Consider the following 25,540-nt stretch of genomic DNA (forward strand, 5'->3'; position numbering starts at 1 on the left):
TACCGAGGGGCCTGCGTTCATACCCCTCCATAAAAAATTATAAGAAAAGGCTTCATCTGCAGACGAAGCCTTTTCTTATATTACTTACCCGTAGCGGAACGGGATCCGGGTTCCGTTCAAACAGGAATTACCAGCCCGGCGTTTGCTTGTAAACACCACCACTAAGATTGATCTCATCCTGCGCAATGGGCCAGGCCATTTTTGCCTGGGTATAATTACGGGCCGGCCAAACCTGCTGGATGGTATACGGTGAAGCAGGATTTGACTTATCCGTATGAATGCGTCCGTGTAACGGAGCATTGATACGGGCTACATCATTCCAGCGTTTCAGATCCATCACCCGGTCTGTCCACTCGCATGCCAGTTCGCAGCGCCGCTCGTGCTTCAGATCATCGAGCGTGGGATTGGCGATCGGTAACAGGCCCACCCTCGCCCTTACTTCGTTCAAAGGTGCGGCCGCCTCACCGTTCTTTCCCTGCTGAATCAGGGCCTCCGCTTTAAACAACAGGATCTCCGCATAGCGCATTAACGGCAGGTTCAAAGAAGTGGTAGGATAATCTCCGTTCTGGTTGATCTTATCGTTGGTTTTGGGGTCGTTGTTAGAACCATAGCTGTACGGTTCCATGTATTTATTGATCTGGAAGCCAGACAGGCTATTAGTAGAGGAATAACTCCGCTCCACACCAAAAAACGTAAACTTGTCGCCAAACTTTAAGATCGTCGCTTCCCTCCGGGGATCAGTCGCTTCATATTCATCATATAATTCTTCCGTTGGTTGAAAATAGCCCCAGCCGTTATAAATGCCCCAGCCTTTGTTTTCCAGCACTACCCCCATAAATTCAGATCCGCCCAGGGGGCCGGATGTTACGGACCATATATACTCACTGCTCCAGTTATTGGCAATTTTAAAAACAGCTTTATAATTCTCTGCAGGTGTGGCCATCCCGGTGATCAGTGCCCGGCCGCATTCATTCTTGATCCGGTCGCAGAGCGCCGGGATCAATGCCCATTTGCTGGGATCGAACTGTGCCCAGTAGGCATAGGTTTTTACCAGGTACCCCAGAGCGGCTGCTTTATGCGCCCTTCCTTTATTGGCATCATCATAAGTGCTGAACAACGGCAACAGGTCAGCCGCTTTTTGCAGGTCGGCCGCAATGGCCGCATAGTTATCCGTTACCGATTTTAACTGCGGAAGCATCCGCTTGCCAAATTCAGGATTTTCCACAGCATCGTAAGGCACGCCCTGATCTTTATGTCCCCAGAGATAGGCCAGCCAGAAATGGGCAAAGGCCCGCATAAAATAGGCTTCACCCATCACCCGGTTTTTTAGTGCATCAGAAATATTGGTGGCTTTTGATGCACCATCAATGGCCTGGTTGGCCTTATTCAGCATCCAGTAAAGATCGCTCCAGCCATCTTTCATATAGCCTTCATTACCGGAGCAGATAAAGTTTTTGATATTTTCACCATCCGCTTTGGAGCGTCCTACGATCAGGTCATCGCTGGCATCCTGCATCCAGAACAGGTTCCGCCCCCAGGTACCTTCATTGCGCATGGGCACATACAGAGCGCCAATGGCCGAATTCACATTATTCTCACCGTCCCATTGATACGCAGTGGAAGCCTTGCCCTGCGGTTTAGAATCTACCCAACCCTTACTGCAGGAAGCCAGTGCCAATACAGCCAGGAGCAATATGGAAGTAAATTTATAGTTCATATACTGATTTTAATTTTCTGTTTAACCATTTTTAAAACGTCAGGCGTACACCTGCTGCATAAATTCTTGACACCGGGAACTGACCACCATCAAAACCATACCCCCCCACTTCAGGATCCATTCCGGAATATTTGGTAAAGGTGAGCAGGTTATCCCCGCTGATGTACACCCGCAGTTTCATATTCCTATACAGCTTATTGAAATTATACCCCAGCACCACACTTTTCAGCCGCAGGTAATCGCCATTTTCCAGGTACCAGTCGGAGGGTGTCTGGAAGTTTTTATTGGGGTCATTGGCAGAAATACGTGGAATATTCGACCCCGTATTGGTAGGCGACCAGGCATCCAGTATCTTATCCCAGCGATTGTATCCCTGCTCCGATGCATTGAGCGTAGACTCCTTAAATATATGGAACAGTTTTACACCGCCTACGCCCTGCCAGAACATACTGAAGTCAAAATTTTTCCAGCTGGCATTGGCCGTAAAGCCATAGGTAACCTTCGGAAACGCATTGCCCATAAACACCCGGTCCTGGTCATCGAGCTTACCATCGCCATTCTGATCAATAAATTTCAGATCACCGGCCTTGGCATTGGGCTGTATCCGTTTACCATCGGACCCTACATAAGCCGCGGCTTCAGCATCCGTTTGAAAGATACCGCCGGTTTTGTACAACCAGAATGAATTAAACGGCTGCCCTACCACGGAGCGATAGGGATTCATGGTGCCCCGCCAGGTAATGCCCTCCTTAGTCCAGGCCGACCTGGGATCTTCGTCAATATAGGCTACCCGGTTCTTCAGGGTGGCAAAGTTTCCGTTCAGATCGTAGGTCAGTTCATTGATCCGGCCGTGCCAGGTAGCACTGAATTCAAAGCCCGTATTTTTAATCTTTCCCTGGTTAATAATGGGCGCACCCAAACCCATGGCCACTGGCCAGTTGACACTCTGTTGCGCAATCAGGTCAATGGTCATTTTATCAAAATAATCAGCGGTGATGGTCAGCCGGTCCTTTAAAAGGCCGATATCTATACCGATGTCTTTTTGCTCTGAGCTCTCCCAATTCAGCTTTGGATTGTGTAAATCGCCCACGTAGTATACAAAAGTTTGCCGGCCTCCGTTGCCCACCTGGAAAATATTGTCTCTTGTAAGGTAGGGATACGCATAATAGTAGCCATCGGCTGAATTGTTGTAGTAACTCGGGATCGAATTGATATTTCCGATACGTCCCCAGCTGGCACGGATCTTCAGCAGGTCCACCGCATCTGCTTTGAAAAAAGGTTCGGAGCTGATCTTCCAGGCCGCGGTTACCCCCGGGAAATACTTAGAGCGGTTATTAACCGGTAAACGCTGTGCGATATCATTCCGCAGGCTGGCCGTCATAAAATACCGGTCGGCCCAGCTATAGGACAACCGTCCTACATAAGACAGGTTACGGTCTCTCCAATCCCAGTCGCTGGGCTGGAGATCGGTAAAGTTACCGGCAAAAGCAAAGAACTGCGCCCAGGTAGCTTCATTGTCAAAGGTTTTTGCGGAAGCGCTAAATCCTTTTGCACTATTTTGCTGCGCGGTGGTAGAAAGCATCAGCCCCAGGCTGTGCTGGTTAAACACCCGGGCATAATTGAGCGTATTCTCCCAGATCCAGTTATTCGACTTATCCGTACGATAATCCAGCTGGTTGGAATTATTGGGTTTACCGGGTTCCGTGCGGCGGGGTATAAAGTTTTTATATAAAGACTGACCCTGCCGGAAAGAGAAACGCGTGATAAAAGAAAGCCCCCTGGTCACCAGGTTGGAAACCGTTAGTTCCGAAACCGACTGGATGTCTATATTTTTATTATCGGGCTTGTTCCGCAGCAGCGTGGCTACCGGGTTTATCACATCGCCATGAATACCCAGGTAGGCCGATTCCCTCGGGCCTACGCCACCAAAACTTCCATCTGCATAATAAGGCGTGGCCGAGCGCGGCATATAGATGGCAGACAGGATGGTACCGCTATACCCGCTTTCTGTAGCTGTACCGCGACTGTCACTGTTATTATAAAACAGTTCCTGCCGGAACTTCACATTCGGGGCAATCTGATAGCCAGCATTAAACCGCAGCGACATATTTTTTGCATAAGTATTCAAAAGTGTACCCTGGTTTTCTTCATAGCGCCCCTGGAACAGGGTGCTGAATTTTTCCGTACCCGCATTCAGGGTTACGGTATGGCGCTGGATAAGCCCGGTGCGGAAGATAGAACCGATCCAGTCGGTACGGGTTTCCTGGGCGTAGGGATTTTTTGCCGCATTCCATCCATCCAGTGGTTGGGCTCCGGCATTGGCGGCTGCCAAATTAGCCACCTCTGCTTCCTTTTGCGCGGTTAAGGATTGTGGTAAACGCCAGGCCTTTTTGGCACCGGCAAAGCCTGCATACTCCACGGATGGCTCGCCTTTTTTAGCCTGCCTGGTCGTAATAAGAATGACACCGGCCGATCCTGAAAAGGCTCCATAAATCGCCGCAGAAGCGGCGTCTTTTAATACCGTGATCGATTCCACATCTGCCGGGTTATAAGGTGCATTGGGCACTCCGTCTACCACATACAACGGACTTTCTCCGCTCCGGTTACCGATCCCCCGGATCACTACTTTGGCACCGCGGTCCGGGTGACCGCCATCATTGGTTACGGTAATACCCGGCACTTTTCCCTGCATCATATTTTCCACACTCAGCACCGGCCTGCTTTTGGCCTGCTCCAGGTCGGGAACCGTTGCCACGGCGGCCGAAAGATCTTTCTTGCGCATGGAACCATAACCGATCACCACCACCTTATCCAGGGCGCTGCCACCGGGCTGCAGTTCCACACTGATAGAGATCCGGCTGTTAGCGTTTACCTCATAGCCTTCCAGGGTATCAGACTGATATCCCACAAAGCTTACAATAAAACGATACCCGGTGCCCAGGGGGATATTATTAAACTGGAAGATCCCGCTCTGGTTGGTGGCAGTGCTCAGTCCCTTTGAGAAATTGCCACCCTCATTTTTTTTCTGGAGAAGTACGGAGGCTCCGGGCATGGGCTCTCCCTTCTCATTTTTTACCACTCCCGTTGCCGAGTTGGTTCCGCCGCCCTGCCCAAATACAATACAAGGGGCACAGACAAGCCATAGCAGTACGATGCGTAATTGCTTCATAAGAGATGCTGATTTAGTTTTTCTTAAAAAATCCGGGCTCCTTCCGGGTATAAACGTGCTTAGTTATTCAGGTACAAACATTCTGGTTTAATCGTCGGTACGGATCAGGAACCCTGCTGTTGTTTTTTCTATTTTGAGATGATTTAACAATACAAGCGTATTCAGAAACTGTTCGATCGTTTCTGAAGATGGCCGGTAGATACCGGTAAAGCGCATATCTTTTACCGTGGCTTCATTGAACCCGATCTTTACATGATAGGTCTGTTCTATTTTTTTAAACACCGCATTCATGGGTTCGTTGTCAAATTCCAGCACGGTTGTAACAGGTTCCGAAACCGGTTCAACTGCAGGCTTTTCCTGCAACGGTTTATCACCAAACCGCCGTACCCGGTTAGAGAAATCAGCATTATTGAATACCAGTTCCTGCCCAGGTTTCAGGAACACGGCATCCATTGTTTTTGCTACATGCGCTTCTTTCTTCACCACCACTTTCCCTTCCAGAAGCCGCACACGGGTCAGCAATGTATCCTGATCTTCCACACTAAAAACGGTTCCGAGCGCCGTCACATTGATATTCCGGGTATGCACACAAAAGGGTTTGGTCCGGTCTTTTGCAACCGAAAAAGAAGCATTTCCGGAAAGCTGCACATCCCTCCGTACCCCAAATACGGAATCATATTCCAGTGAGCTGCCCGGGGCCAGCGCCACCTGCGAACCATCCGGGAGCTTTATATTCTTCGCAATAAAAGTGGTATTGGCCACCTGCAAGCAGGTCATGGCCACGGCTTCCTGCATAAAGGATTGTTCCTTTTGCTGCAGTTGAATATAAGCCAGGCCCACCAGCAATATCGATATAGCAGCCGCGGCGCTCCATCGCAGGTACCGGGTGCGCGTACGCATTTTCCGCAACAGGTACCGCCGCATCCGCTCCGACGTTTCAGCAGGCACCGCTCCCCCGGCCTGAAACTGTTCCCAGCTCTGCTCCGTCAAATAAGGCGCCAGCATCTCCGGGTGCGCTGCCAGCCATGCCCTTATTTGCACCTCCTGTTCTTTTGAACAGTGACCTGCAAAAAAGCGTTGTAATAATTCCGGAGACATTTCCATACCTTATTGTTCGAACAAACAAAAAAAATCCCCTACAACTGTGGTAACTTTTTTTTAAAAAAAGAGAGAAAGGGTTTTTCTGAGCCGGCGAACAGCTCTTGTAACGTGTGTTTCAACGGTTTTGGCGGAGATGGAAAGCAGGGCCGCAGTTTCCTTATGAGAAAGGTCGTTGATACGGGTTTGAGTAAGCACCTGCTGTTGCATCACTGGCAGATCATGAATCGTTTTCATGACCCGTTTCAGGTCGTCCTTCATTTCAATAGCGGTAATAACAGAGGTTTCTTCTGTAAGTGCTTCGGGGTGTGGAAGCTGCACCACTTCGCGGATTTTATTTTTACGCAGAAGGTCGATCAGGGTAAACTTCGCTACCCGGAACAGCTGGGTAGACAAACTGTATTCTGTGGATAATTTTTTCCGTTGCTCCCATATTTTGATAAAGCTGAGCTGCACGGTTTCTTCGGCCAGCCATTCGGAGCGGGTATACATATAAATATATTGATACAGGCGCTCATGAAACAAGTTATAAAACTCGTGAAATGAATCCTGGTCACCCTCCCTGATTTTCTGAAGCATTGCAAGCATATACCCGCTGGTAACAGACATTAAAATTACACCAAAATTTACACAAACCAATCCATCTCCGGCAGCGCCGGAACGAGATCGTTGTCCCCATAATCAAGCACACCCTCCGGGTATCCTGTTGCTCCGGAAGTTTTATGAAGATAGTACTTTTGGAAATATCCGGCTCCATCCGGCCACCATCGCTCCTAAATATAACAATCTGGTAATCTCATTTGCGCGTTGCGTTATTCAGTTGTATCATTCAAATTGTAACCGGTTCAGCAGCGCGGTCCTTTCTTCTGCCGCAGCATCACCGGATATTATTTTTGTGCTTCTTTTAAAGAAATCAGCAACAAAGTACTAACTTGGCGCCCACACGATTGCAACTAAATACAACATCATTATGAAGCGATACTTACTGACGGTAATCCTTATATGCGGCCTTCTTTATCATGCAGCAGCCCAGCAGCTCAAAGTAGCTACATTTAATATCCGGATGGAGACCACTGCGGACCAGGGTAATCTTTGGAAAGACCGGGCCACCCCCGTAGCCAATCTTATCCGGTACCACGATTTTGATGTATTTGGAACCCAGGAAGGCTTTAAAAACCAGCTGGACGATATCAGCGAACGGCTGCCGGCCTATGCCCGTTATGGTAAAGGGCGCGACGACGGCGGGGATAAAGGCGAGCATTCTGCCATTTTTTATAAAAAAGACCGGTTTGCGTTATTACAATCGGGCGACTTCTGGTTATCGGAAACGCCGGATAAACCGGGCAAAGGATGGGATGCCCGCTGCTGCAACCGTATCTGCTCATGGGTAGCACTGAAGGACAAAAAAACAGGTAAAAAGTTTTATTTCTTCAGCGTACATTTTGATCATGAGGGAAAGGTAGCCCGTGTGGAAAGTGCCAAACTGATGCTTAAACAGATTGCAGCAATCGCCGGCAAAAGCAATGCAATATTTGTAGGTGATCTTAATGGCGACCGGAATTCGGAATGGTACCACATCCTTGAAAGCTCAACCCTTCTGAAAGACAGCTACAACGATGTGAAAGAACCTTACGAAAACAACGGTTCTTTTAATGCTTATGGCAAAACCGTAGACCGCACCGAAGTCATTGATCATATTTTTATTACCCGGAATGGCAAAGCCCTCAGCTGGGGTATTTTAACAGATACCTACCATGGTAAATACCCTTCGGATCATTTCCCCGTAGAGGCCATCCTCCGTTTTAAATAAGGCATGCTCCCTGTTTAAAGCATGGCTGAAGATTTTTTATTAATGCAATACCTTTGGGAGCCATCTGCCAGGGCATCGCTTTCCCGGATTGAGGCAATAATACCCGTGTATGGGTGCATCATAGCGCATATTACCTTTTAAAGGCTTTTGCAACCATTCAAAAAATACCCCAATTAGGGTATTTTTGACATATTAATAAAAAATACCTTTGACGGACAAAATTATAACCGCTTAAATATGAGTGATCCTGTTGACGTACATAACAGAAATCATACCTCTGTGTCTTACCGGGTTAAGGAGCAACAGGACGGGAATACCAATTTATCCGAAGTGGTGAAATCGGAAGCGGAACTGGTTGACAGTGATCATATCCTGGGTATAACGATGGAAATCATCCGTCAGAACGCCTCCGCGAAAAAAAAGAAAATCACCTTATCCATAAAATTAGACCGGGATGAAGTATTTGAATACGTTAAAACAATCGACTTCTACCTGAAAAACAAGACGATGCTTTCTAAATACAAAAAAAGCATCGAGCAATTGAGTATCCGCGAAAAAGAGATCTGCAGCCTGCTTTCAAAAGGGCATTCCAGCGCCGAAATCGGCAGTCTTCTTTTCATTTCCACCGACACTGTAAGAACCCACAGGAAGAATATTTTTAGAAAACTGGGATGCAACAGCGTAAAAGAACTCATTTTTTACTCGATGCTGCTGTAACCGCTGGTAATAAAAGCGAGGGGCTTTATTCTGGTGAGCACAACCCATCAAAAATACCACAATTGGGGTATTGCCGGGGATGGTAAAGTAGGTGATATTTGTAGCCAGATTTACAACCAGATCGATGAACAGGAGGCATGCAGCCTAAATCTGCTTATGACAACTTCAGAATGATTCATTCTGGTCATATCCAGTTTAGCATACCAATTGATAGGGCCCAAATCAGCAGTTTTGTATAAAAACGCCTATCACGCATGTTTTGTTTTTTGTAACAGACACCGGGTTTTCCGGGTAGATGAAGTATTGTAGTGGATGAGCGCTCCGGACCGTGCTGTATTTTGAAGGAACAAGTGCATTTGCAGCTTCCGGAACTGATTTATAAAAGAGGCAATTAAGATATTTTAAGTGTGTGTTTTATGCATTTCTTAAAAAAGGATCGAGGTTTACATTGAAAGCAAAAAAACGTCCATTTTAACTTTTGTATAAGTGGTGTTTATTTTGAAGGCTGTCCTATTCTTAGGGCAGCTCTTTTTTTATTGGCCATTGCCGGGTGACCATCTGCTTCGGGCCCGATACTTTTTCAACAGCGTACCGCCAGACGCCTCTCTTCCATTCCAGAACCGTCGGTGCTCCACAGCCCCGGGCTTCAACTACCGGTTGATAGTTTTACGTATATTTGAAACCCATAAACAGCCGGACTTAGGTTACGGACGGTTGTTTCGATTAAATACAGACACATGAAATATTTACCGCTAAATCCCCAGATCTTTATTAAAAACCGCAAACGGTTTACGGATAAATTGGAACGTAATACGATCGCTGTTTTTTTGGCTAATGATGAAATGCCTGAAAACGGCGATGCGCTTTATAAATACAAACCCAATAGCAACCTGTTCTGGCTTTCGGGGATCCAGCAGGAAGACAGTATGGTGATCCTTTACCCGGATAACCCCGATCCCAAATACCGTGAGGTACTTGTGCTGGTACGGCCGAACGAGCTAAAAGAAAAATGGGATGGAAAGCGCCTGCGGGCTAATGAGGCAACAGCTATCAGTGGTATTAAAACCATTGTATGGCAGGACGCATTGCCGGCCCTGCTCACCTCCTGGATCCATGCCGCTCAAACAATTTGCCTCGACACGAATGAGAACGACCGCAAAAGTTCCTGGATTGAAACCCGGCAATACCGGTATATAAAAGAACTGAAAGAAAAATTTCCGCTGCATCAGTATCAACGGGCAGCACCGGTTCTGAAAGAACTACGCGCCATAAAAACGCCGGAAGAGGTAGAAGTAATTCAGAAAGCGATCAATATTACCGAAAAAACCTTCCGACGTTTATTGCAGTTCATCAAACCGGGCGTATGGGAATTTGAGATCGAAGCCGAGATCCTGCACTCCTTCCTCAGCAACCGCGCTACCCGCGAGGGATATGGCAGCATTATCGCCAGTGGCGACCGTGCCCGCACCCTGCACTACGTGAGCAATAACCAGCAATGTTTGGATGGAGAACTGATCCTGATGGATTTTGGTGCAGAATATGGCGGCTACAACGCCGATCTTACCCGCACTATTCCCGTAAACGGACGGTTTACCAAACGCCAGAAGGAAATATACAATGCCTGTTTACGCCTGCATCGTTATGCAGCCTCCATCCTAAAACCAGGCATTACCATCGTGAATTATCACGAAAAGCTGGGTGACGCAGCCACTAAGGAATGCCTCAAACTGGGTTTGCTGACCCGGGGCGATGTAAAAAACGAAGATCCCGAAAACCGGGCTTACCGCAAATACCTTTATCATGGCATCAGCCATCACCTGGGTATTGATGTGCACGACCTGGGACCCTTCCGCTCACCCTTAAAGGCGGGTATGGTATTAACCATTGAACCGGGCCTCTATATCGAGGAAGAACAGACCGGAGTGCGCATCGAAAACAATTTTCTGCTTACCCGCAGCGGCAACATCGACCTGATGAAGACCATGCCCATTGAAGCAGACGATATTGAAACATTGATGAACAGCTAGCACTTAGCAACGGCAGCATATAAGAACAGCGGTCCGGGATGCCGGCCGCTGTTCTTCGTTTTTAACATGATGAGAGGAAATGGACGGACTGCGTAATAAAAGGCTGCTGCAAAGACAAAGAAGACGCATATAACATACCAACAATCTTCCGTAGTATGACAATGGAAAACAGCGTACAACACTTCCGGATTTAGTGTATACTTTCAGAAACCGAGATCACACCTATGCGCCTATGTGGTTAAAAATGCACACTGAATGGCTCGCTTACCTTAACGAATGCGTTCCAGCTGTTTCATAAAATTATGATTCCCATTGCGCCGGTCAAACAGCCCGGCAATATCTCGGGCAACCTGCTCAAAGTAAGCCAGCAATTCATCCCGGCTGTAATCGGTTTTGCCGGTTTGTAACGATCCGTGATCCTCTTTAAGTAACAGGTGAAACAGGTCCTTCTCTGGAAACTGCCGCAGGGCCTCCATAAAATAAAGGGCCATCTGGAACATCTTCCGGCCCTGGTTACCGGCTACCTTTGGCACCAGCTGTTCGATCTGCTCTTTTGCAGCAGCCTGGTTGGCGGAGGCCTTAAATACCAGCAGCTTTATTTCCGATAACAAGGCAGAGGCGTCATGCGTTAATGCCTCCAGCTCCATATTGGCCTTTTCACAAAATTCCCGCGCCAGTTCGGGCTGGTTATTTTTAAATGCTTCATAGCTCAGGTTTGCCAGGGTACGCATGGGCACATGCACGCAGGTATACTGTTTTTCCAGCAACGGCAGCGCCTGCTCATGCCCTTGCTGAAAGCCCTGCAGTTCAAACGTGGCACTTACTTCTGCATCCATTTCGCAAGCCTCACAATCACTCATCTGATCACGGGTTATCGTTTTTAATTGCTCCCCATATTCCTGTATCAATGCCGCATCTTTTTGTACCAGCGCATCGCTGTACAGCTCATTATAGTAAGCCCGTAAACCATAGCCATTCCGCTGCAGCCGCAGTTTAAAATCTTCTAATGCAGCCTGTACCTGTTCTTTCGACACATGCGGGTTATCATACAGGTCGGCCATCATCCATTTATATTGCCATAGGAAATCCGTTTCAGAAAACAGATCCGGATGTTGATCGCAAACCTGCAGCACCCACGCAAAAGCCGGGATGGATTCCTTTGTGAATGCTACGTCCCGTTCTGTTTCAATCAACATCAGCCGCAGGTCATATCCCCATTCCAGGTCTTCGTTCTCATCGGCAATTTTTATGGCCTGCAACAGCAGTTTTATTTTCTCTTCAGGCAAAGAAAGCGCTTCGCCCTGATTTAATAGCTTTTGAATTTTTAATGTGTACAACATACAGGATGTTTTAAATCTGGATAAAATTTTTCATTCCCATTACCAGCAGTGAATGCAGGGCACTGTTGAACAGCTGCATCTCTTTTTCATTTACCGGGTGTTTGCCCATCAGCAATGCCTGCACATACAACACTTCAGTAATCGCCTGTAGCATATATTCATCATCCAGTGCCAGCATATGCTGCACCAGATCATTATTCATGTTCAGGCAAAACTGGTTCAACAATTCGGGCTGCTGTTTCAGGCTGTCCAGGGCATGCGCAAAAGGATTGTCGCTGGCCTTTAGTTTTTTTATGGTAGCCGCTGCAAAGTCTTCATCTGCCCTTGTAAAAATGGCCGGTGTATCCCCGGGCTCAAAATACTTCAGCGTTACGGTACAATGGAATGGCCGCGTAAAACCTGTTAGTCTATCCAGGAAGGGCTGGTACCGTTCTGCTTCCTCGGCGCTGATGCTTACAAAGGTATCCAGCAATTTGGCAGACGACATTTCGCGGATGTTCAGTTCTTTCCGGATCCCTTTTATCTTTTTCAGCAGTTCCTCTTCAAATGTGTAGGCCACATTTAACACCAGTACTCCCTGAAATTCAGCAATCCGCTGCACCTGTTTAAATTCTTCATAATCGGCACAGTAATAAATGACGGGGAACTGTTCGCTGATATTTTTAAAACTCCGCAATCCCTTATTGGTTTCAAACGGAAGATCATCCAGTATCAGCCGTAAAAATTCATCGTCTTCCGCGGCCATCGCTTTCAAATGCAGGAAATGCGTCTGTATGATCTTCAGGTATATTTGCGGATCTATATCCCGGATGCTTTTGAGATAGGATTTAAGCGTTTCACCAATCTCTTTGCGCGTGCCCCGCAGCAGGTCGTTCTGCATCAGCGATTCCCTTGAGGCAGTTGCGCTAAGCGTATTGCTATTTACCACCATTTTTACAAAAAATGCCCAGGAAGGCAGCAAGCCGTTATCCGCTTCTCCCAGGAACATCCGTTTTAAATAAATACGATGGTGCTGCTTCAGCGAAAACTGTGTTTTATACGGCAGTATATACAATACCCCCGCGCATGCTCCGGATTCCGTATGAAAGGGCACCGCATCCAGGAAGGAGAGTTGAAAAATATCCCTGCCCGCCTGCAGCAACGCCTCCCGGTCTGCACCGGGGGTAAGCCACACCGGCGGCGCCGGGTTGATCAGCTGCTCTTTGTCATTGGTAACGACCGTGATTTTTTCAGGGAGCGCATCTCCGTAAAACCGGATCTGCGGAATAAAATTTTCCGGCCGGAACAAATGGGCATAATTCTTTTTGGGCGTAAGGTATACCCTGGTGCCAATGGGCAATGATTCCACCGGGTCTATCTGGTAACGGCCGTCGTTAAATGCCGACCAACGAAAACCTTTTTCATCAAAAGCAGAGCGCGTTTCGATGGTAATGGCTTCGCTTACCACAAAGCAAGACAATAACCCGATACCGAATTTGCCGATGAATAGCCGCGCATCTTCCGCATTTTTTCGCTTGGAGCTTTCACCAATCACAGAGAGGAACTCGTGAATCTCATGCTCCTTTAAGCCAATACCATTGTCCTGGAAGCTGAAGGAATGCCGGTCATCAGCAGGTGCCGGCAATTCAATGCGAACCGCTCCTTCAAGCCCTTCATCCAGCTGGCGCAGTGCAGCGATGGCATCTACTGCATTTTGCAGCAGTTCCCTTATAAAAGTGTTGGGGTTACTGTACAGGTGCTCCGACAACAAGCTGATCATTCCCTGCAGGTTTACCTGGAAAGAATAGTATGCGTTATTTGATGTTTCCATGTTATTTCCGTCTTCTTCCTGTTAATTTTTTTGCGCCCTCATGGCCGTTTTCTGATGCCCGTTCAAACCAGTAAAGCGCCTTTTGTTCATCTTCATCCACACCGGTACCCATAAGATAACAGTTGGCCAGCTCATATTGTGCATTGGCGGATTCATTTTCGGCGGCTTCTGTAAAAAGTGTTACCGCCTTTTCCGGTTGGCGCGGTATGCCTTCTCCTTTTAAATATTGTCGTCCCAGGTATACCTTTGCATGATCATTTCCTTCATTGGCACTTTCCCCAAACCACCGGAAAGCAGCTTCCAGGTTTTTATCGGTACCAAATCCTTCATAATAACAACGGCCCAGCCGGTACTTGGCATTTGTATTTCCATATTCGGCTGCCAGTATGTATTCATTAAAAGCCGTAGCGGGAGCTGTTTCCGTTCCAATGCCATACTCATAACACAGGCCCAGTCCATCTGAATATACCTGCTGGTCCTTTGCCCGGCGGTAATAGCCCAGTGCTTTTTCATACTGTTCTACCCGGTCGTAGTCAAACATATAATAGTCGCCCAGCTCCAGCAATGCATAAGGGTACTCGCTGGCCGCGGCTTTTTCCAGCCATTCCAGCCCCTTTGCACTGTCTGCCTGCACATACCCATGCAGGTAATACCGGCCGGTTGCAAATTGCGCGTATACATAGTGCAGTCCCGCGGCCTGTTCCATATACGCCAGGGCTTTATCCCGGTCTTCGGCTACCCCTTCCGCACGCTCATAACTCAGCGCCAGTTCCGTAAGGGCTTTGGGATTTTGAGCTTTTGCAGCTTTTTTCAGGTATGCTATCGCCTTATCCGGATCCTGCGCCGTACCGGTTCCAAATTTATAACAACGGCCCAGCTCATAGGCCGCATTCATTTCATTATAGCCGGCGGCATATTCATAACACGCTACTGCAGCCACCGGGTCCTGTTTCCCCGATTGATGATAATCATATTCCAGGTACAGTCCTTTTATATAGCTGGCATAAGGATATCCCAGTTCCGCGGCTTTATTAAAATGCTCAAATGCCCGGGCATAGTCCGGCTGATCAGCTACCTCTGCAATCAAGCCCAGCTCGGTACAGGCCTGGGCATTGTTTGCCTCCGCTGCTTTTGTAAAATAAGGAATCGATGCTGCTATATCCGGTGCCTGATCATCAAAGCCATACTTAAGGAACCGGCCCACATTATATTGAGCAATCGGCAACTGTTGTTCCGCAGCTTCTTTATAATATTGGAATGCCCGGGTAAGATCGGCCGTAATATTCAGATCCGGATCGCCATACTCATAAAAGTTGCCCAGCCGGTACCCCGCATAAGGCACCTGCTTAGCATACAGATCTTCAAACGTTTCAAAGGTGACCTGTTTATCTGTCTCCGTAAACCGGCCTTCAATATGCACTTCCGCCCATTCAATAGCGGCATCCACGCTTCCCGCATCCTTCGCCTCTTTTAGCAATTGTAGTCCTGCCGGTACATCCGCCACCCATTCGTTATACAGGTACAGGTACGCCAGCCGGTATGCTGCATATGCATTGTCATACTCCCAGCTTTTTTTCAACCAGAAAATGGCGGGTTCATAATCCTGCGCCGTCTGGGGCTGCTGCGGCAACAATTTCAAACCCAAACTGGTAGCAGCATCCATTGATCCGTCCACGTAGGCTTTTTCCAGTTCTTTAAGCAACGCCCCCTTTTCCGTTTCCGTCTGTGCACCAGGCCAGGATATTTCGGCCAGTACATAACGGGAATAGGCCGCATCAAATTTGCTGATGGCTTCCTTTAAAACAGCGATCTGTTTTTCCCGGTCACCCTTCTTGCTATAGTATCCCTGCAGCACATCATAGTAGTGCCGCTGCAATTTTTTATCCGGGTGATTTATTAATTGCTCCAGCGCCGCACCGGGCTCAAACCCGGAGCTATACCAGATCTGGTAATATGCTTCGTATACCACGGCCCAGGGATTGCCTGCCGCTGCCAGTGCTTTTAATTGCTCCAGTGCAGCTTCTTTATCCGCTCCCGGCAAAAGTCCTGCATACTGATAATAATAATATATGGGGGCCGCGGCTTCCACACCGGCCGTTATCGCCTGTTGAAAGGCCTGTATTGCTGCTGCATGATCTTTATAACCTCTGCGGGTGAGTACCAGCGCCATCGCTTTTTCCAGCAATGCCTCCGGGTACACGGTGCCCACGCGCGTGAGTACCCCGGTCATCTTCTTAAAAAACCAGGCATAAACCTCATCGGGAAAATACACGCTTACCGAATGATCCGCACCCGCTTTAAACAACAGATCAAAAAGAACATCCAGTTCCGCTTTGGGAGCTCCGGTTCCAGCCTTTTGTTCCAGGAGCGCCAGGGCCCTCAACCAGGTGTCTTCATTGCGGATATTGGTGTTGTTGAGGCTGGTTACAAAATCTGCCGGAACGGAAAGCGGGTCTTCAAAGTACTTTTCATAAACTGCGATGTGGCTCATACATTCATTTTCATTTGGTGAGGCTACTAAAATAGGGTTTTATTAAATAAATCCTTCCCCCATGTGCGTAAAGATTCCGGAGCTGTGGCCCGGGTGTTTAACTTGTCATTTTTTTGTCATCAAATTAACCCTGATGCGTTAACTTTGCCAGCAATTTATTCACCTTCTATAAGAAAATATGAACTGGTCTCAATTTTTCACTTCTTCTGTTGGTAAGAAAATTACCATGGCGCTGTCGGGCATCTTTTTAATCCTTTTCCTGATCATTCATGCGGGGTTAAATGCCTGTATCTGGGCAAATGATGGTGGAGTAATGTTTAATGTAGCCGCCCATTTTATGGGTTCAATGGTCGTGCCCCGCGTATTGGAAATTGGCCTGTTCCTGTTTTTTCTGCTCCATATTATCCAGGGTCTGGTACTGGAGGTACAAAACCGCAGCAAACGCGGTACCGGTTATGCCGTAAAAATGGGTAACCGCGGCAGTACCTGGAACAGCCGGGCCATGGGTATCCTGGGTGCACTGATCCTGATCTTTTTAGTGATCCACATCAGCGATTTCTGGATCCCCAGCCGTTTTGGCGGGCTGCAACCCATGTTCATCGACAATGCCACCGGCCAGATTGTACCACAGGGCACTCCGGGAGCAAAAGAATATCACGACCTGTATGGAGAAATGAAATACCAGTTCACTACTTATCCCTGGATCATCATCGTATATGAACTGGGAGTGATCGCCCTCTTCTGGCACCTGGTGCATGGGTTTCAGAGCTCTTTCCGTACACTGGGACTTACCAATCATAAGTATATTGGTCTCATTAAGGGCACGGGCGTTGTTTATTCGATCATCATCTGCCTTGCATTTGTATTAATGCCGTTAAGCTTTTACTTCGGGTGGATCCAATAACCCCGCGCGCATCCGATCGTTGAAATCTCAAATCAGAAATCTCAAATCTCAAATCAATTATGCTTGATTCAAAAATACCAGCCGGAAAATTAGAAGATAAATGGACGGACTATAAAGGCCATTGTAAATTGGTAAACCCGGCTAATAAACGGAAACTGGAAGTGATTGTGATTGGAACCGGACTTGCCGGAGCCTCTGCTGCCGCTGCACTGGGTGAGCAGGGATACCAGGTAAAGGCCTTCTGCTTCCAGGATTCTCCGCGCCGGGCACACTCCATTGCCGCACAGGGTGGAATCAATGCTGCAAAGAACTACCAGAACGACGGAGACTCGATCTTCCGTCTTTTTTATGATACCATTAAAGGAGGCGACTACCGTGCGCGCGAAGCCAATGTACACCGGCTTGCGGAGGTAAGTGTAAATATTATTGACCAGTGTGTAGCGCAGGGTGTACCTTTTGCACGTGAATATGGCGGGTTGCTTAACAATCGCTCCTTTGGTGGCGTACAGGTAAAACGAACCTTTTATGCCGCCGGGCAAACCGGTCAGCAGCTGCTGATTGGAGCCTACCAGGCCCTGGAGCGCCAGGTTGCCCTGGGCAATGTGAAAATGTACAACCGCCACGAAATGCAGGATGTGGTAATGATCGACGGCAAGGCCCGCGGTATCATTGCCCGCAACCTGATCAACGGTCAGCTGGAGCGCTTTTTTGGTCATGCTGTTCTATTGGCTTCCGGTGGTTATGGAAACGTATTTTATCTTTCCACCAATGCCATGGGCAGTAATGTAACCGCAGCCTGGAGGGCTCATAAAAAAGGCGCGCACTTCGCCAACCCCTGTTTTACACAGATACACCCCACCTGTATCCCGGTTTCCGGCGACCATCAGAGTAAACTGACACTGATGTCGGAATCATTGCGGAACGATGGACGGATCTGGGTTCCTAAAAAACAGAACGATACCCGTAAGGCCAACGAAATACCGGAAGAAGAGCGCGACTATTACCTGGAAAGAAGGTATCCTGCCTTTGGGAACCTGGTACCCCGCGATGTGGCCTCCCGCGCTGCAAAAGAACGTTGCGATGCAGGCTACGGCGTAGGCACTACCAAACAGGCCGTATATCTTGATTTTAAATACAACCTGATTAATAAATACGGAAAAGCGGAAGCCAATAAACACGGCATCCAGAACCCGGATACAGAAACACTGATACGCCTGGGTAAAGAAGTAGTGAAAGAGGAATATGGCAACCTGTTCGATATGTATGAGAAGATTACCGGGGAAAATCCTTACGAAGTTCCGATGCGGATCTATCCTGCGGTACACTATACCATGGGCGGACTTTGGGTAGACTATGACCTGATGACTTCTGTAAAAGGATTGTTCTGCCTGGGTGAGGCCAACTTCAGTGATCACGGTGCCAACCGCCTGGGCGCTTCGGCCCTGATGCAGGGACTGGCAGATGGATATTTTGTGATCCCTTACACATTGGGCAATTACCTGGCAGATGAGATCGGGGTAAAACCCATTCCTACAACCGACCGGGCGTTTGTAGAAACAGAAGCGAAGGTAAATGAGCGGATCAACCGGCTGATGAGCATCCAGGGTACGCAAACGGTGGAAAGCTTTCACAAGCGCTTGGGTAAGATCATGTGGGAGAAATGTGGTATGGCCCGTAACGAGCAAGGCTTAAAAGAGGCCATCCAGGAGATCAGGGACCTGCGGGAAGATTTTTGGAAAAATGTGCGGATCCCCGGCGGCATTTATGAAATGAATCCCGAACTGGATAAAGCCAGCCGCGTAGCCGATTTCCTGGAACTGGGCGAGCTGATGTGCGTGGATGCGCTGGAGCGCAATGAAAGCTGTGGCGGTCACTTCAGGGAAGAAAGCCAGACTCCTGACGGAGAGGCACTGCGCCACGATGATCAGTATATGTATGTATCGGCATGGAAACTCAACGGTGAAAACTCCTGGGAACTGGAAAAAGAACCATTGGATTATGAGGTGATCAAGCCGACACAACGGAACTATAAGTAATTTGAAAATTTGAGAATGTGGAAATGTGAGAATTAGGGGGAATAAGTACATTTGATGTATTGTTCACCTATAAATTTCACATTATGGAAATGAAAAACATCATCGTAGAAAAATCCTTAACCTTTGGAGTAGAAATAGTAAGGTTTTCGGAATTATTGGAAGGAGCGAAAAAATATGTAGTAGCAAAACAAATATTGCGTTGTGGTACATCTATCGGCGCAAATATTTTTGAGGCACAACATGCAGAAAGCAGGTCGGATTTTGTTCATAAAATGAAGATATCCGTAAAAGAGGCAAACGAAACGTTGTTTTGGTTGTCGATTTGTGAGCGAAGTGAAAATTATCCTGTGAGTAGCTCTTTAAAAGAGATGTGTGGAGAACTGATACGGATTATATCAAAAATTATTATATCAAGTAAAGGCAGTTTGAAAGGAAGGTTACTATTAAGTTTAATCGCGCTCTCAGCTGTATTTTTTAAAATAAGAATGGTTTTGACAGGCGTGTGATTTCTATTTTCATATTTCCACACTTGTCACATTTACACATTTAGTTTGATTATGGAGCATTATTCAATGAATTTGACCCTGAAGGTTTGGAAACAAAAAAACGCCGAAACCGGTGGTAAGTTTGAGACCTACAAAGTATCCGGCATTTCTTCGGAAATGTCCTTCCTGGAGATGTTTGATGTATTGAACGAGCAACTGATCCGTGAAGGAAAAGAACCGATCGCTTTTGATCACGACTGCCGCGAAGGTATTTGTGGGATGTGCTCTATGTACATCAACGGACGTCCGCATGGTCCCTGGCATGGTACTACTACCTGCCAGCTGCATATGCGCGCCTTTAAAGATGGGGACACCATTGTGGTAGAACCCTGGAGGGCTAAGGCATTTCCTGTGGTAAAAGACCTGATTGTGGATCGTGGTGCGTTCGACCGCATCATCCAGGCCGGTGGTTATATTTCTGTAAATACCGGGAATGCCCAGGATGGTAATGCCATTCCGATTCCAAAGGATGATGCAGACAAGGCATTTGCCGCCGCCGCCTGCATCGGTTGCGGAGCCTGCGTTGCCGCCTGTAAAAATTCCTCAGCGCTGCTGTTCCTTTCGGCCAAGGTATCGCACCTGGCGTTATTACCACAGGGTGAAGCGGAACGGAAAGACCGTGCACTCAATATGATTGCGCAGATGGATAAAGAAGGATTCGGCTCCTGTACCAACACCGGTGCCTGCGAAGCCGTTTGTCCGAAAGAGATCGAGATCACCAATATCGCCCGTCTGAACCGGGAATACCTGGCAGCGGGATGGGCATCCGATACTAAAAAACATTAATTACTTCAGGTACTAATATTTTAAGCCCCGTTAATGCGGGGCTTTTTTTATGGTTTGTTCTAACTCGAATGATTTCCTAATCCCGGGGACAAAGGTGACAACAGGGATCATTTAATGGTAATACAGGTCGCACCAGTCGCAGTGCCGCCGCTCTTTCAATTTATCTTCTGTCTTGTTAAAAAGAAAATACACTAATACCGCATCCGGGGAAAGGACAGCCGTTTTTGCACTACAATGATCCTTGTAATAACAATAATGGCAATCACCATAAACTTGCTGATGTCGGTATTCACCTTAAAGTGCAGCAGCAACAGGTAAACCGCGCCGCCGAAAATACAAACCGTGGCGTAGATCTCTCTTCGAAAGATCAGTGGTATGGTATTGAGCAGGATGTCACGGATGATGCCGCCAAAACAGCCGGTAATGGTTCCCAGCGCGATACAGATGCCGGGGTTCAACCCAAAATTGACGCCCTTTTGCAAGCCTACCACGGTAAACAAACCCAGCCCCAGGCTGTCGAATAAAAAGAGGGTAACTTTCAACTTCCGGATATAGGTTTTAAAGAGAATAGCGATGATCGATGTAAACAGGATCACCAGGCATACCTGCATATCGCGCATCCAGGCCACGGGCGTATCACCGATCAGCATGTCGCGAATGGTACCGCCGCCCACTGAAGTTACAAAGGCAATGATCAGCACGCCAAATACATCCAGCTTCCGCTGCATGGCAGAAAAAGTACCGGAAATCGCAAACGCAATGGTTCCCAGTATTTCGATCACTTCGGATGTATTGGAGAACATTTTTTAAAATTCTAAACACTAAATATCAAATCTCAAATGCTAAGTTTCAAATGCAAGTCCTGTACGGCCACAACTGATAACTGAAGACTGATGGCTGATAACTGATAACTGTGACTAATAACTGATGGCTGATAACTGATAACTGATGGCTGATCACGCCGGCCGCTTACCAGTTATTCCCCTGTTCTTCATTCATACGCTCCGAAACGTCTTCCGGTTTGGTATGCCGCCAGTTGGGGTCGTATTTAACAAACCACGACAGCCATAAGCTTCGGGAAAAGCGCATTAGCCAGGGTTGCAGACAGATCAGGGCTATCGAATTAAATATCAGCCAGTAAATAAACCGGTTGTCCGTTGTTGAAAAGCCAATCACCAGCCACCATAGTACCGCACTGATAACGGTAAGAAAAACGGCCAGGAAATAACTTACATAACCGGTTCCATAATAAAATCCCACTTCAATTTCAGTAGGTTGTCCGCATACCGGACAATACTGGTTCATTTTCAGCACACCTCTTAACCGGAGCGCAAAAGACTTTTCAAATAACTTCCCCTCGCGGCAACGCGGACAATAACAGCCCACCACCGTTGCCAGGTACCCCCTGCTGCTTTTTTCCGGTCCCATAATCTGCCTGTTTAAAATACAAAGGTACCCCGTGAAATCAAAAATTTCAAATACCAAAAATCAAATCACAGGACTTCTAACACCCGTTCCATCTGCGAGCTGCGGCTTCCTTTAACCAGCAGCAGGGTATTTTCCGGCCGGTGCCTGCCAAGCCATCCGGCGGCCTCACCGGAATTTTCAAAATAACGGAACCGTTCTTTATAAGGTTCAAAGGGTTTGCCTACCAGGATCACATCACTCCAGGAATGCTGTTCAATCAATTGGATCATACGTTCATGCTCCGCTTCCGTTTCCGCACCCATTTCTGCCATGGCGCCCAACACCAGCACCTTTTTTGTTGCTTCCATTTTGGCCAGGTTTTCAATAGCCAGCCTCATGCTGCTGGGGTTAGCATTATAGGCATCCAGGATGATCTTATTGGATCCTTTTTCCATCAGCTGGCTACGGCTGTTAGAAGGTGTATAGCCTTCGATGGCCGCCCGGATCTTTTCCGCCGCCACGTTAAAATGCTGTCCTACCGCAACCGCGGCCAGTACGTTGGGCAGGTTATAATCTCCCACCAGTTGCGTTTTGATGAGCGCATCAAACGGCTGTTTCAGTTCCACCGTAAGAAAGCCGCTTTGCCCTGTGGCATATCCAACCACATCCGCATCGGCTGTACCATACCGCACAATATGCGCAATGCCCGTACTCATCGTGCGGAGGTAATCATAGTCCCACATCACGAAGGCCGTTCCATCGCCGCGTTCTCTTAAAAAATCATACAGCTCTCCCTTTCCTTTCTTAACGCCTTCGATACTGCCGAACCCTTCCAGGTGCGCCTTGCCGGCATTGGTGATGAGGCCATGTGTAGGCCGGGCCACGGCACAGTAGCCTTTGATCTCTTCCAGGTGGTTTGCTCCCATTTCGATCACTGCCAGTTGCGCGTCGCTTTTTATTTTCAGCAGGGTTAGCGGCACACCGATATGGTTATTCAGGTTACCGGTAGTTGTATACGTTTTACAGGTAGTGCTCAGTACCGCATGGATCAGTTCTTTTGTAGTGGTTTTTCCATTGCTTCCGGTAATGGCGATCACCGGAAACGAAAACTGGGCGCGATGCCAGGCGGCCAGTTGCTGCAATGCCTGTAACACATCCGGTACCAGGATCGTTTTGCCCGGAATTGCCCAGGCAGCTTCATCAATCACCACCTTTGCGGCACCGGCATCCACCGCCTGCTGCGCAAACTGGTTGCCGTTAAAATTCGGTCCCTTCAATGCAAAAAACAATTCGCCTTCCCGGATCCTGCGGGTATCGGTTTGCACTTCGGGATGGTTGAGATATACCTGGTATAAAGCTTCCGTATTCATCAAACAAAATTAGGCTTTAAAAACATTAAGGAGTTAAGAACCATTAAGAATCAGCACAACTTAACGATTCTTAATACCTCAATACCCGCCTGGGCCGGTACGGACGGGGCAGGGTTTAAGAAACCCTAAATTCAAACAGCTTCATACAAAAAGAATTATTTTTATTTCAAAAATGGCTATCTATGTTTTTTAGCAAAAAGGCATTCTTACTACTTAGCATTTTCGGCACCCATCTCGTTTCTTTCGCCCAGGTAAAAACGCCAGAAGACTTTGGCTACCGTTATGTTAAAACCAGCTTTAAGGGTGATCCGGTCGATCTGTTAATTAAGTCAAAAAAAGGCTCGGAAACGGTAAAAAAACCATTGTTCCTGTTCTTCCAGGGAAGCCAGCCCCAGCCATTGATCAAAACAGATGGAAATGATGTTTATGGCGTCTTCCCTTTTAACCCAGACAGCCTTGCTGAGTATTATCACCTGGTCATTATAGGAAAGCCTTATGTACCGCTTATTGCCGATAAAAAAGATCTGGGCGACAACTTGATGTATCTGGACAGTGCAGGTAACATCCTCCTTAAATATGCCGAAAGGAACCTGCCTGGTTATTATATACAAAGAGCCGATTTTATTATTAACTACCTGCAATCCCGGCCCTTTGTTGCTACCGGAGAACTGGTCGTGGCCGGCCATTCCGAAGGCAGCACCATTGCAGCCGGAGTAGCTTTCATTAACAAAAAAGTGACCCGCCTCATCTATTCCGGTGGCAACCCCATAGGAAGGATACTGACCATGATTGGTACCGCCCGTTTTTTTGAAAAGGATACCAATGCGCTCACTGATAAGCTTTTTCAGCAATGGGAACAGGCGAACAATGAACCGGGAAAAATAAACTACGGTAACGGCGATACCAACAAGTCATTGATTGAGTTTTCGGCGTCACTGCTTCCCCGTTTACTTGCATTGAACATTCCGGTTTTGGTATCTTATGGTAGTAAGGACTGGGGCAGTCCTTTCAATGATTATTTTCATGCCGAATGCATTCGTTTAAAAAAGAAGAATATTGTATTTAATACCTATATTGGCACCGAGCACAATTATTTCCCGGTTGATGCCCTTGGAAATACCAACTATGAGGTATTCAACTGGGATAAAGTCGCAGGTGATTGGCTCAAATGGTTAAAAAAATAAACATATGTCATTCAGAATCGGATCCGGAATCGATTTTCATCAGTTTGCAGCAGGGCGTGATCTTTGGATCGGCGGTATCAAAATCCCCCATCACAAGGGCGCATTGGGGCACAGCGATGCCGATGTACTGCTGCATGCTATTTGCGATGCCTTGCTGGGCGCACTAAGCCTGGGAGATATTGGCGTACATTTCCCCAATAATGATCCCCGGTATAAGGATATCGACAGTAAGATCCTGTTAAAAGAAACCATCAGCCTCATTACCGGTAAAGGCTACGGGGTAGTGAATGTAGACAGTACCCTTTGTTTGCAGGAACCAAAAATTAAAAAATTTGTGCCCGCTATGCAGGAAACGATTGCCGGTATACTGGGAATTACAACTGCCGATGTTTCGATAAAGGCCACCACCACAGAAGAGATGGGCGCTATTGGCCGGGAAGAAGGACTGATGGCCATGGCAACGGTGCTACTGCAGAAGAAATAAACCGCTGATCGGAATAAACCGCTGATCGGAGCTTGCAGCCCCGATCTATATAACTGTTGCCTTTGGCTACCTGCCGGAAAGCCCTCTTCCATAAATGTTAAAGTAATATAATTTTCGTACGAAGCCTTTATCTTTGTTGCAATGGCAGTTGAAATAAAAATCATCAATCAATCCTCCAATCCATTGCCCGGTTATGCTACAACAGGCGCCTCTGGTATGGATGTAAGAGCGCATCTGGAAGCCCCGGTTACATTAAAAACCCTGGAACGTGCATTGATCCCCACCGGCATTTTTATGGAAATACCGGAAGGCTATGAAGTACAGGTACGGCCCCGGAGCGGCCTGGCCATTAAACAGGGATTAACCTGCCTCAACACGCCCGGCACCATTGATGCCGATTACCGCGGAGAAGTAAAAGTAATCCTGATCAATCTCTCCAACGAAGAACAGGTCATTCAGCATGGCGACCGTATTGCGCAACTGGTGGTACAAAAGGTAGAGCAGGCTGACTGGGTAGAAACCGTCTCGCTGAGCGAAACCGTGCGGGCTGCAGGAGGATTTGGCCACACCGGCAAGCAATAACTGTATCTGTATTCAAAATTATATCTGCCAGCCGGCTATTTAATCAATAGTTGCCCGGCAGTT

At 47.6% G+C, this 25,540-nt stretch carries 20 protein-coding genes; 10 read left to right on the plus strand and 10 right to left on the minus strand.

From position 1 onward, the window contains the following. Positions 1-127 precede the first annotated feature (127 nt). From Q1V85_RS07330 to Q1V85_RS07345, 4 genes are all read right to left on the minus strand, one after another. Positions 128-1,717 (minus strand): RagB/SusD family nutrient uptake outer membrane protein, encoded by a 1,590-nt coding sequence (locus Q1V85_RS07330; RefSeq protein WP_300598650.1) that lies wholly within the window; start codon positions 1,715-1,717, stop codon positions 128-130. Positions 1,718-1,748: 31 nt separating this feature from the next. Beyond that, positions 1,749-4,886: a SusC/RagA family TonB-linked outer membrane protein gene (locus Q1V85_RS07335; RefSeq protein WP_300598651.1), complete on the minus strand. Its 3,138-nt coding sequence runs from the start codon at positions 4,884-4,886 to the stop codon at positions 1,749-1,751. 87 nt (positions 4,887-4,973) lie between these two features. Beyond that, entirely contained in the window at positions 4,974-5,984 is a 1,011-nt protein-coding gene (locus tag Q1V85_RS07340; protein ID WP_300598652.1) for a FecR domain-containing protein, read from the minus strand. 60 nt (positions 5,985-6,044) lie between these two features. Further along, positions 6,045-6,593 (minus strand): RNA polymerase sigma factor, encoded by a 549-nt coding sequence (locus Q1V85_RS07345; protein WP_300598653.1) that lies wholly within the window; start codon positions 6,591-6,593, stop codon positions 6,045-6,047. 361 nt (positions 6,594-6,954) lie between these two features. Here Q1V85_RS07345 and Q1V85_RS07350 point away from each other — a divergent pair, with 361 nt between their 5' ends. From Q1V85_RS07350 to Q1V85_RS07360, 3 genes are all read left to right on the plus strand, one after another. Next, positions 6,955-7,794: an endonuclease/exonuclease/phosphatase family protein gene (locus Q1V85_RS07350; RefSeq protein ID WP_300598654.1), complete on the plus strand. Its 840-nt coding sequence runs from the start codon at positions 6,955-6,957 to the stop codon at positions 7,792-7,794. Positions 7,795-8,031: 237 nt separating this feature from the next. Next, positions 8,032-8,511, plus strand: coding sequence for a helix-turn-helix transcriptional regulator (locus Q1V85_RS07355; RefSeq protein WP_300598655.1), 480 nt, complete (start codon positions 8,032-8,034; stop codon positions 8,509-8,511). A gap of 737 nt (positions 8,512-9,248) precedes the next feature. After that, on the plus strand, positions 9,249-10,538 hold the full coding sequence (locus Q1V85_RS07360; protein WP_300598656.1) for an aminopeptidase P family protein: 1,290 nt from the start codon (positions 9,249-9,251) through the stop codon (positions 10,536-10,538). 269 nt (positions 10,539-10,807) lie between these two features. On the opposite strand, the gene Q1V85_RS07365 is transcribed toward Q1V85_RS07360, so the two are convergent. The 3 genes from Q1V85_RS07365 to Q1V85_RS07375 are packed head-to-tail and all read right to left on the minus strand — an operon-like array spanning position 10,808 to position 16,179. Beyond that, the gene (locus tag Q1V85_RS07365; protein ID WP_300598657.1) at positions 10,808-11,878 is read right to left on the minus strand and encodes a hypothetical protein; all 1,071 of its coding nucleotides are present in this window, start codon (positions 11,876-11,878) and stop codon (positions 10,808-10,810) included. Between the two features lie 10 nt (positions 11,879-11,888). Then, on the minus strand, positions 11,889-13,688 hold the full coding sequence (locus Q1V85_RS07370; protein WP_300598658.1) for an HSP90 family protein: 1,800 nt from the start codon (positions 13,686-13,688) through the stop codon (positions 11,889-11,891). Between the two features lies 1 nt (position 13,689). Further along, positions 13,690-16,179 carry a tetratricopeptide repeat protein gene (locus tag Q1V85_RS07375; protein ID WP_300598659.1) on the minus strand — a complete coding sequence of 830 codons (2,490 nt, stop codon included), beginning with the start codon at positions 16,177-16,179 and terminating at the stop codon, positions 13,690-13,692. Between the two features lie 178 nt (positions 16,180-16,357). Here Q1V85_RS07375 and Q1V85_RS07380 point away from each other — a divergent pair, with 178 nt between their 5' ends. The 4 genes from Q1V85_RS07380 (at position 16,358) to Q1V85_RS07395 (ending at position 20,450) form a co-directional block, all read left to right on the plus strand. After that, on the plus strand, positions 16,358-17,083 hold the full coding sequence (locus Q1V85_RS07380) for a succinate dehydrogenase cytochrome b subunit (RefSeq protein ID WP_300598660.1): 726 nt from the start codon (positions 16,358-16,360) through the stop codon (positions 17,081-17,083). A 59-nt stretch (positions 17,084-17,142) separates the two neighbouring features. Beyond that, on the plus strand, positions 17,143-19,119 hold the full coding sequence (locus Q1V85_RS07385; RefSeq protein ID WP_300598661.1) for a fumarate reductase/succinate dehydrogenase flavoprotein subunit: 1,977 nt from the start codon (positions 17,143-17,145) through the stop codon (positions 19,117-19,119). 83 nt (positions 19,120-19,202) lie between these two features. Then, on the plus strand, positions 19,203-19,625 hold the full coding sequence (locus Q1V85_RS07390) for a four helix bundle protein (protein ID WP_300598662.1): 423 nt from the start codon (positions 19,203-19,205) through the stop codon (positions 19,623-19,625). A gap of 51 nt (positions 19,626-19,676) precedes the next feature. Beyond that, positions 19,677-20,450, plus strand: a complete 774-nt coding sequence (locus Q1V85_RS07395) for a succinate dehydrogenase/fumarate reductase iron-sulfur subunit (protein ID WP_300598663.1) — start codon at positions 19,677-19,679, stop codon at positions 20,448-20,450. A 191-nt stretch (positions 20,451-20,641) separates the two neighbouring features. On the opposite strand, the gene Q1V85_RS07400 is transcribed toward Q1V85_RS07395, so the two are convergent. From Q1V85_RS07400 to murF, 3 genes are all read right to left on the minus strand, one after another. Continuing rightward, positions 20,642-21,253, minus strand: coding sequence for a trimeric intracellular cation channel family protein (locus Q1V85_RS07400; RefSeq protein ID WP_300598664.1), 612 nt, complete (start codon positions 21,251-21,253; stop codon positions 20,642-20,644). 166 nt (positions 21,254-21,419) lie between these two features. Further along, the gene (locus Q1V85_RS07405) at positions 21,420-21,878 is read right to left on the minus strand and encodes a DUF983 domain-containing protein (protein ID WP_300598665.1); all 459 of its coding nucleotides are present in this window, start codon (positions 21,876-21,878) and stop codon (positions 21,420-21,422) included. Positions 21,879-21,943: 65 nt separating this feature from the next. Then, positions 21,944-23,227 carry a UDP-N-acetylmuramoyl-tripeptide--D-alanyl-D-alanine ligase gene (gene murF, locus Q1V85_RS07410; RefSeq protein ID WP_300598666.1) on the minus strand — a complete coding sequence of 428 codons (1,284 nt, stop codon included), beginning with the start codon at positions 23,225-23,227 and terminating at the stop codon, positions 21,944-21,946. 182 nt (positions 23,228-23,409) lie between these two features. Here murF and Q1V85_RS07415 point away from each other — a divergent pair, with 182 nt between their 5' ends. The 3 genes from Q1V85_RS07415 (at position 23,410) to dut (ending at position 25,477) form a co-directional block, all read left to right on the plus strand. After that, positions 23,410-24,411: a hypothetical protein gene (locus Q1V85_RS07415; RefSeq protein WP_300598667.1), complete on the plus strand. Its 1,002-nt coding sequence runs from the start codon at positions 23,410-23,412 to the stop codon at positions 24,409-24,411. A gap of 4 nt (positions 24,412-24,415) precedes the next feature. Beyond that, positions 24,416-24,895 carry a 2-C-methyl-D-erythritol 2,4-cyclodiphosphate synthase gene (gene ispF / locus Q1V85_RS07420; protein ID WP_300598668.1) on the plus strand — a complete coding sequence of 160 codons (480 nt, stop codon included), beginning with the start codon at positions 24,416-24,418 and terminating at the stop codon, positions 24,893-24,895. 141 nt (positions 24,896-25,036) lie between these two features. Then, positions 25,037-25,477: a dUTP diphosphatase gene (gene dut, locus Q1V85_RS07425; protein ID WP_300598669.1), complete on the plus strand. Its 441-nt coding sequence runs from the start codon at positions 25,037-25,039 to the stop codon at positions 25,475-25,477. Positions 25,478-25,540 lie beyond the last annotated feature (63 nt).

This window comes from Niabella sp. (genome assembly GCF_030150205.1).
In the GTDB taxonomy this organism is placed as follows: Bacteria; Bacteroidota; Bacteroidia; order Chitinophagales; family Chitinophagaceae; genus Niabella.

Coding starts and splice junctions, on each gene's coding strand:
- Q1V85_RS07365 (WP_300598657.1), bottom strand. CDS start 11,878: ATGTTGTACACATTAAAAATTCAAAAGCTATTAAATCAGGGCGAAGCG.
- Q1V85_RS07400 (WP_300598664.1), bottom strand. CDS start 21,253: ATGTTCTCCAATACATCCGAAGTGATCGAAATACTGGGAACCATTGCG.
- Q1V85_RS07375 (WP_300598659.1), bottom strand. CDS start 16,179: ATGAGCCACATCGCAGTTTATGAAAAGTACTTTGAAGACCCGCTTTCC.
- Q1V85_RS07355 (WP_300598655.1), top strand. CDS start 8,032: ATGAGTGATCCTGTTGACGTACATAACAGAAATCATACCTCTGTGTCT.
- Q1V85_RS07370 (WP_300598658.1), bottom strand. CDS start 13,688: ATGGAAACATCAAATAACGCATACTATTCTTTCCAGGTAAACCTGCAG.
- Q1V85_RS07330 (WP_300598650.1), bottom strand. CDS start 1,717: ATGAACTATAAATTTACTTCCATATTGCTCCTGGCTGTATTGGCACTG.
- Q1V85_RS07350 (WP_300598654.1), top strand. CDS start 6,955: ATGAAGCGATACTTACTGACGGTAATCCTTATATGCGGCCTTCTTTAT.
- dut (WP_300598669.1), top strand. CDS start 25,037: ATGGCAGTTGAAATAAAAATCATCAATCAATCCTCCAATCCATTGCCC.
- Q1V85_RS07415 (WP_300598667.1), top strand. CDS start 23,410: ATGTTTTTTAGCAAAAAGGCATTCTTACTACTTAGCATTTTCGGCACC.
- Q1V85_RS07360 (WP_300598656.1), top strand. CDS start 9,249: ATGAAATATTTACCGCTAAATCCCCAGATCTTTATTAAAAACCGCAAA.
- Q1V85_RS07335 (WP_300598651.1), bottom strand. CDS start 4,886: ATGAAGCAATTACGCATCGTACTGCTATGGCTTGTCTGTGCCCCTTGT.
- Q1V85_RS07385 (WP_300598661.1), top strand. CDS start 17,143: ATGCTTGATTCAAAAATACCAGCCGGAAAATTAGAAGATAAATGGACG.
- Q1V85_RS07345 (WP_300598653.1), bottom strand. CDS start 6,593: ATGTCTGTTACCAGCGGGTATATGCTTGCAATGCTTCAGAAAATCAGG.
- Q1V85_RS07395 (WP_300598663.1), top strand. CDS start 19,677: ATGGAGCATTATTCAATGAATTTGACCCTGAAGGTTTGGAAACAAAAA.
- Q1V85_RS07405 (WP_300598665.1), bottom strand. CDS start 21,878: ATGGGACCGGAAAAAAGCAGCAGGGGGTACCTGGCAACGGTGGTGGGC.
- murF (WP_300598666.1), bottom strand. CDS start 23,227: ATGAATACGGAAGCTTTATACCAGGTATATCTCAACCATCCCGAAGTG.
- Q1V85_RS07380 (WP_300598660.1), top strand. CDS start 16,358: ATGAACTGGTCTCAATTTTTCACTTCTTCTGTTGGTAAGAAAATTACC.
- ispF (WP_300598668.1), top strand. CDS start 24,416: ATGTCATTCAGAATCGGATCCGGAATCGATTTTCATCAGTTTGCAGCA.
- Q1V85_RS07390 (WP_300598662.1), top strand. CDS start 19,203: ATGGAAATGAAAAACATCATCGTAGAAAAATCCTTAACCTTTGGAGTA.
- Q1V85_RS07340 (WP_300598652.1), bottom strand. CDS start 5,984: ATGTCTCCGGAATTATTACAACGCTTTTTTGCAGGTCACTGTTCAAAA.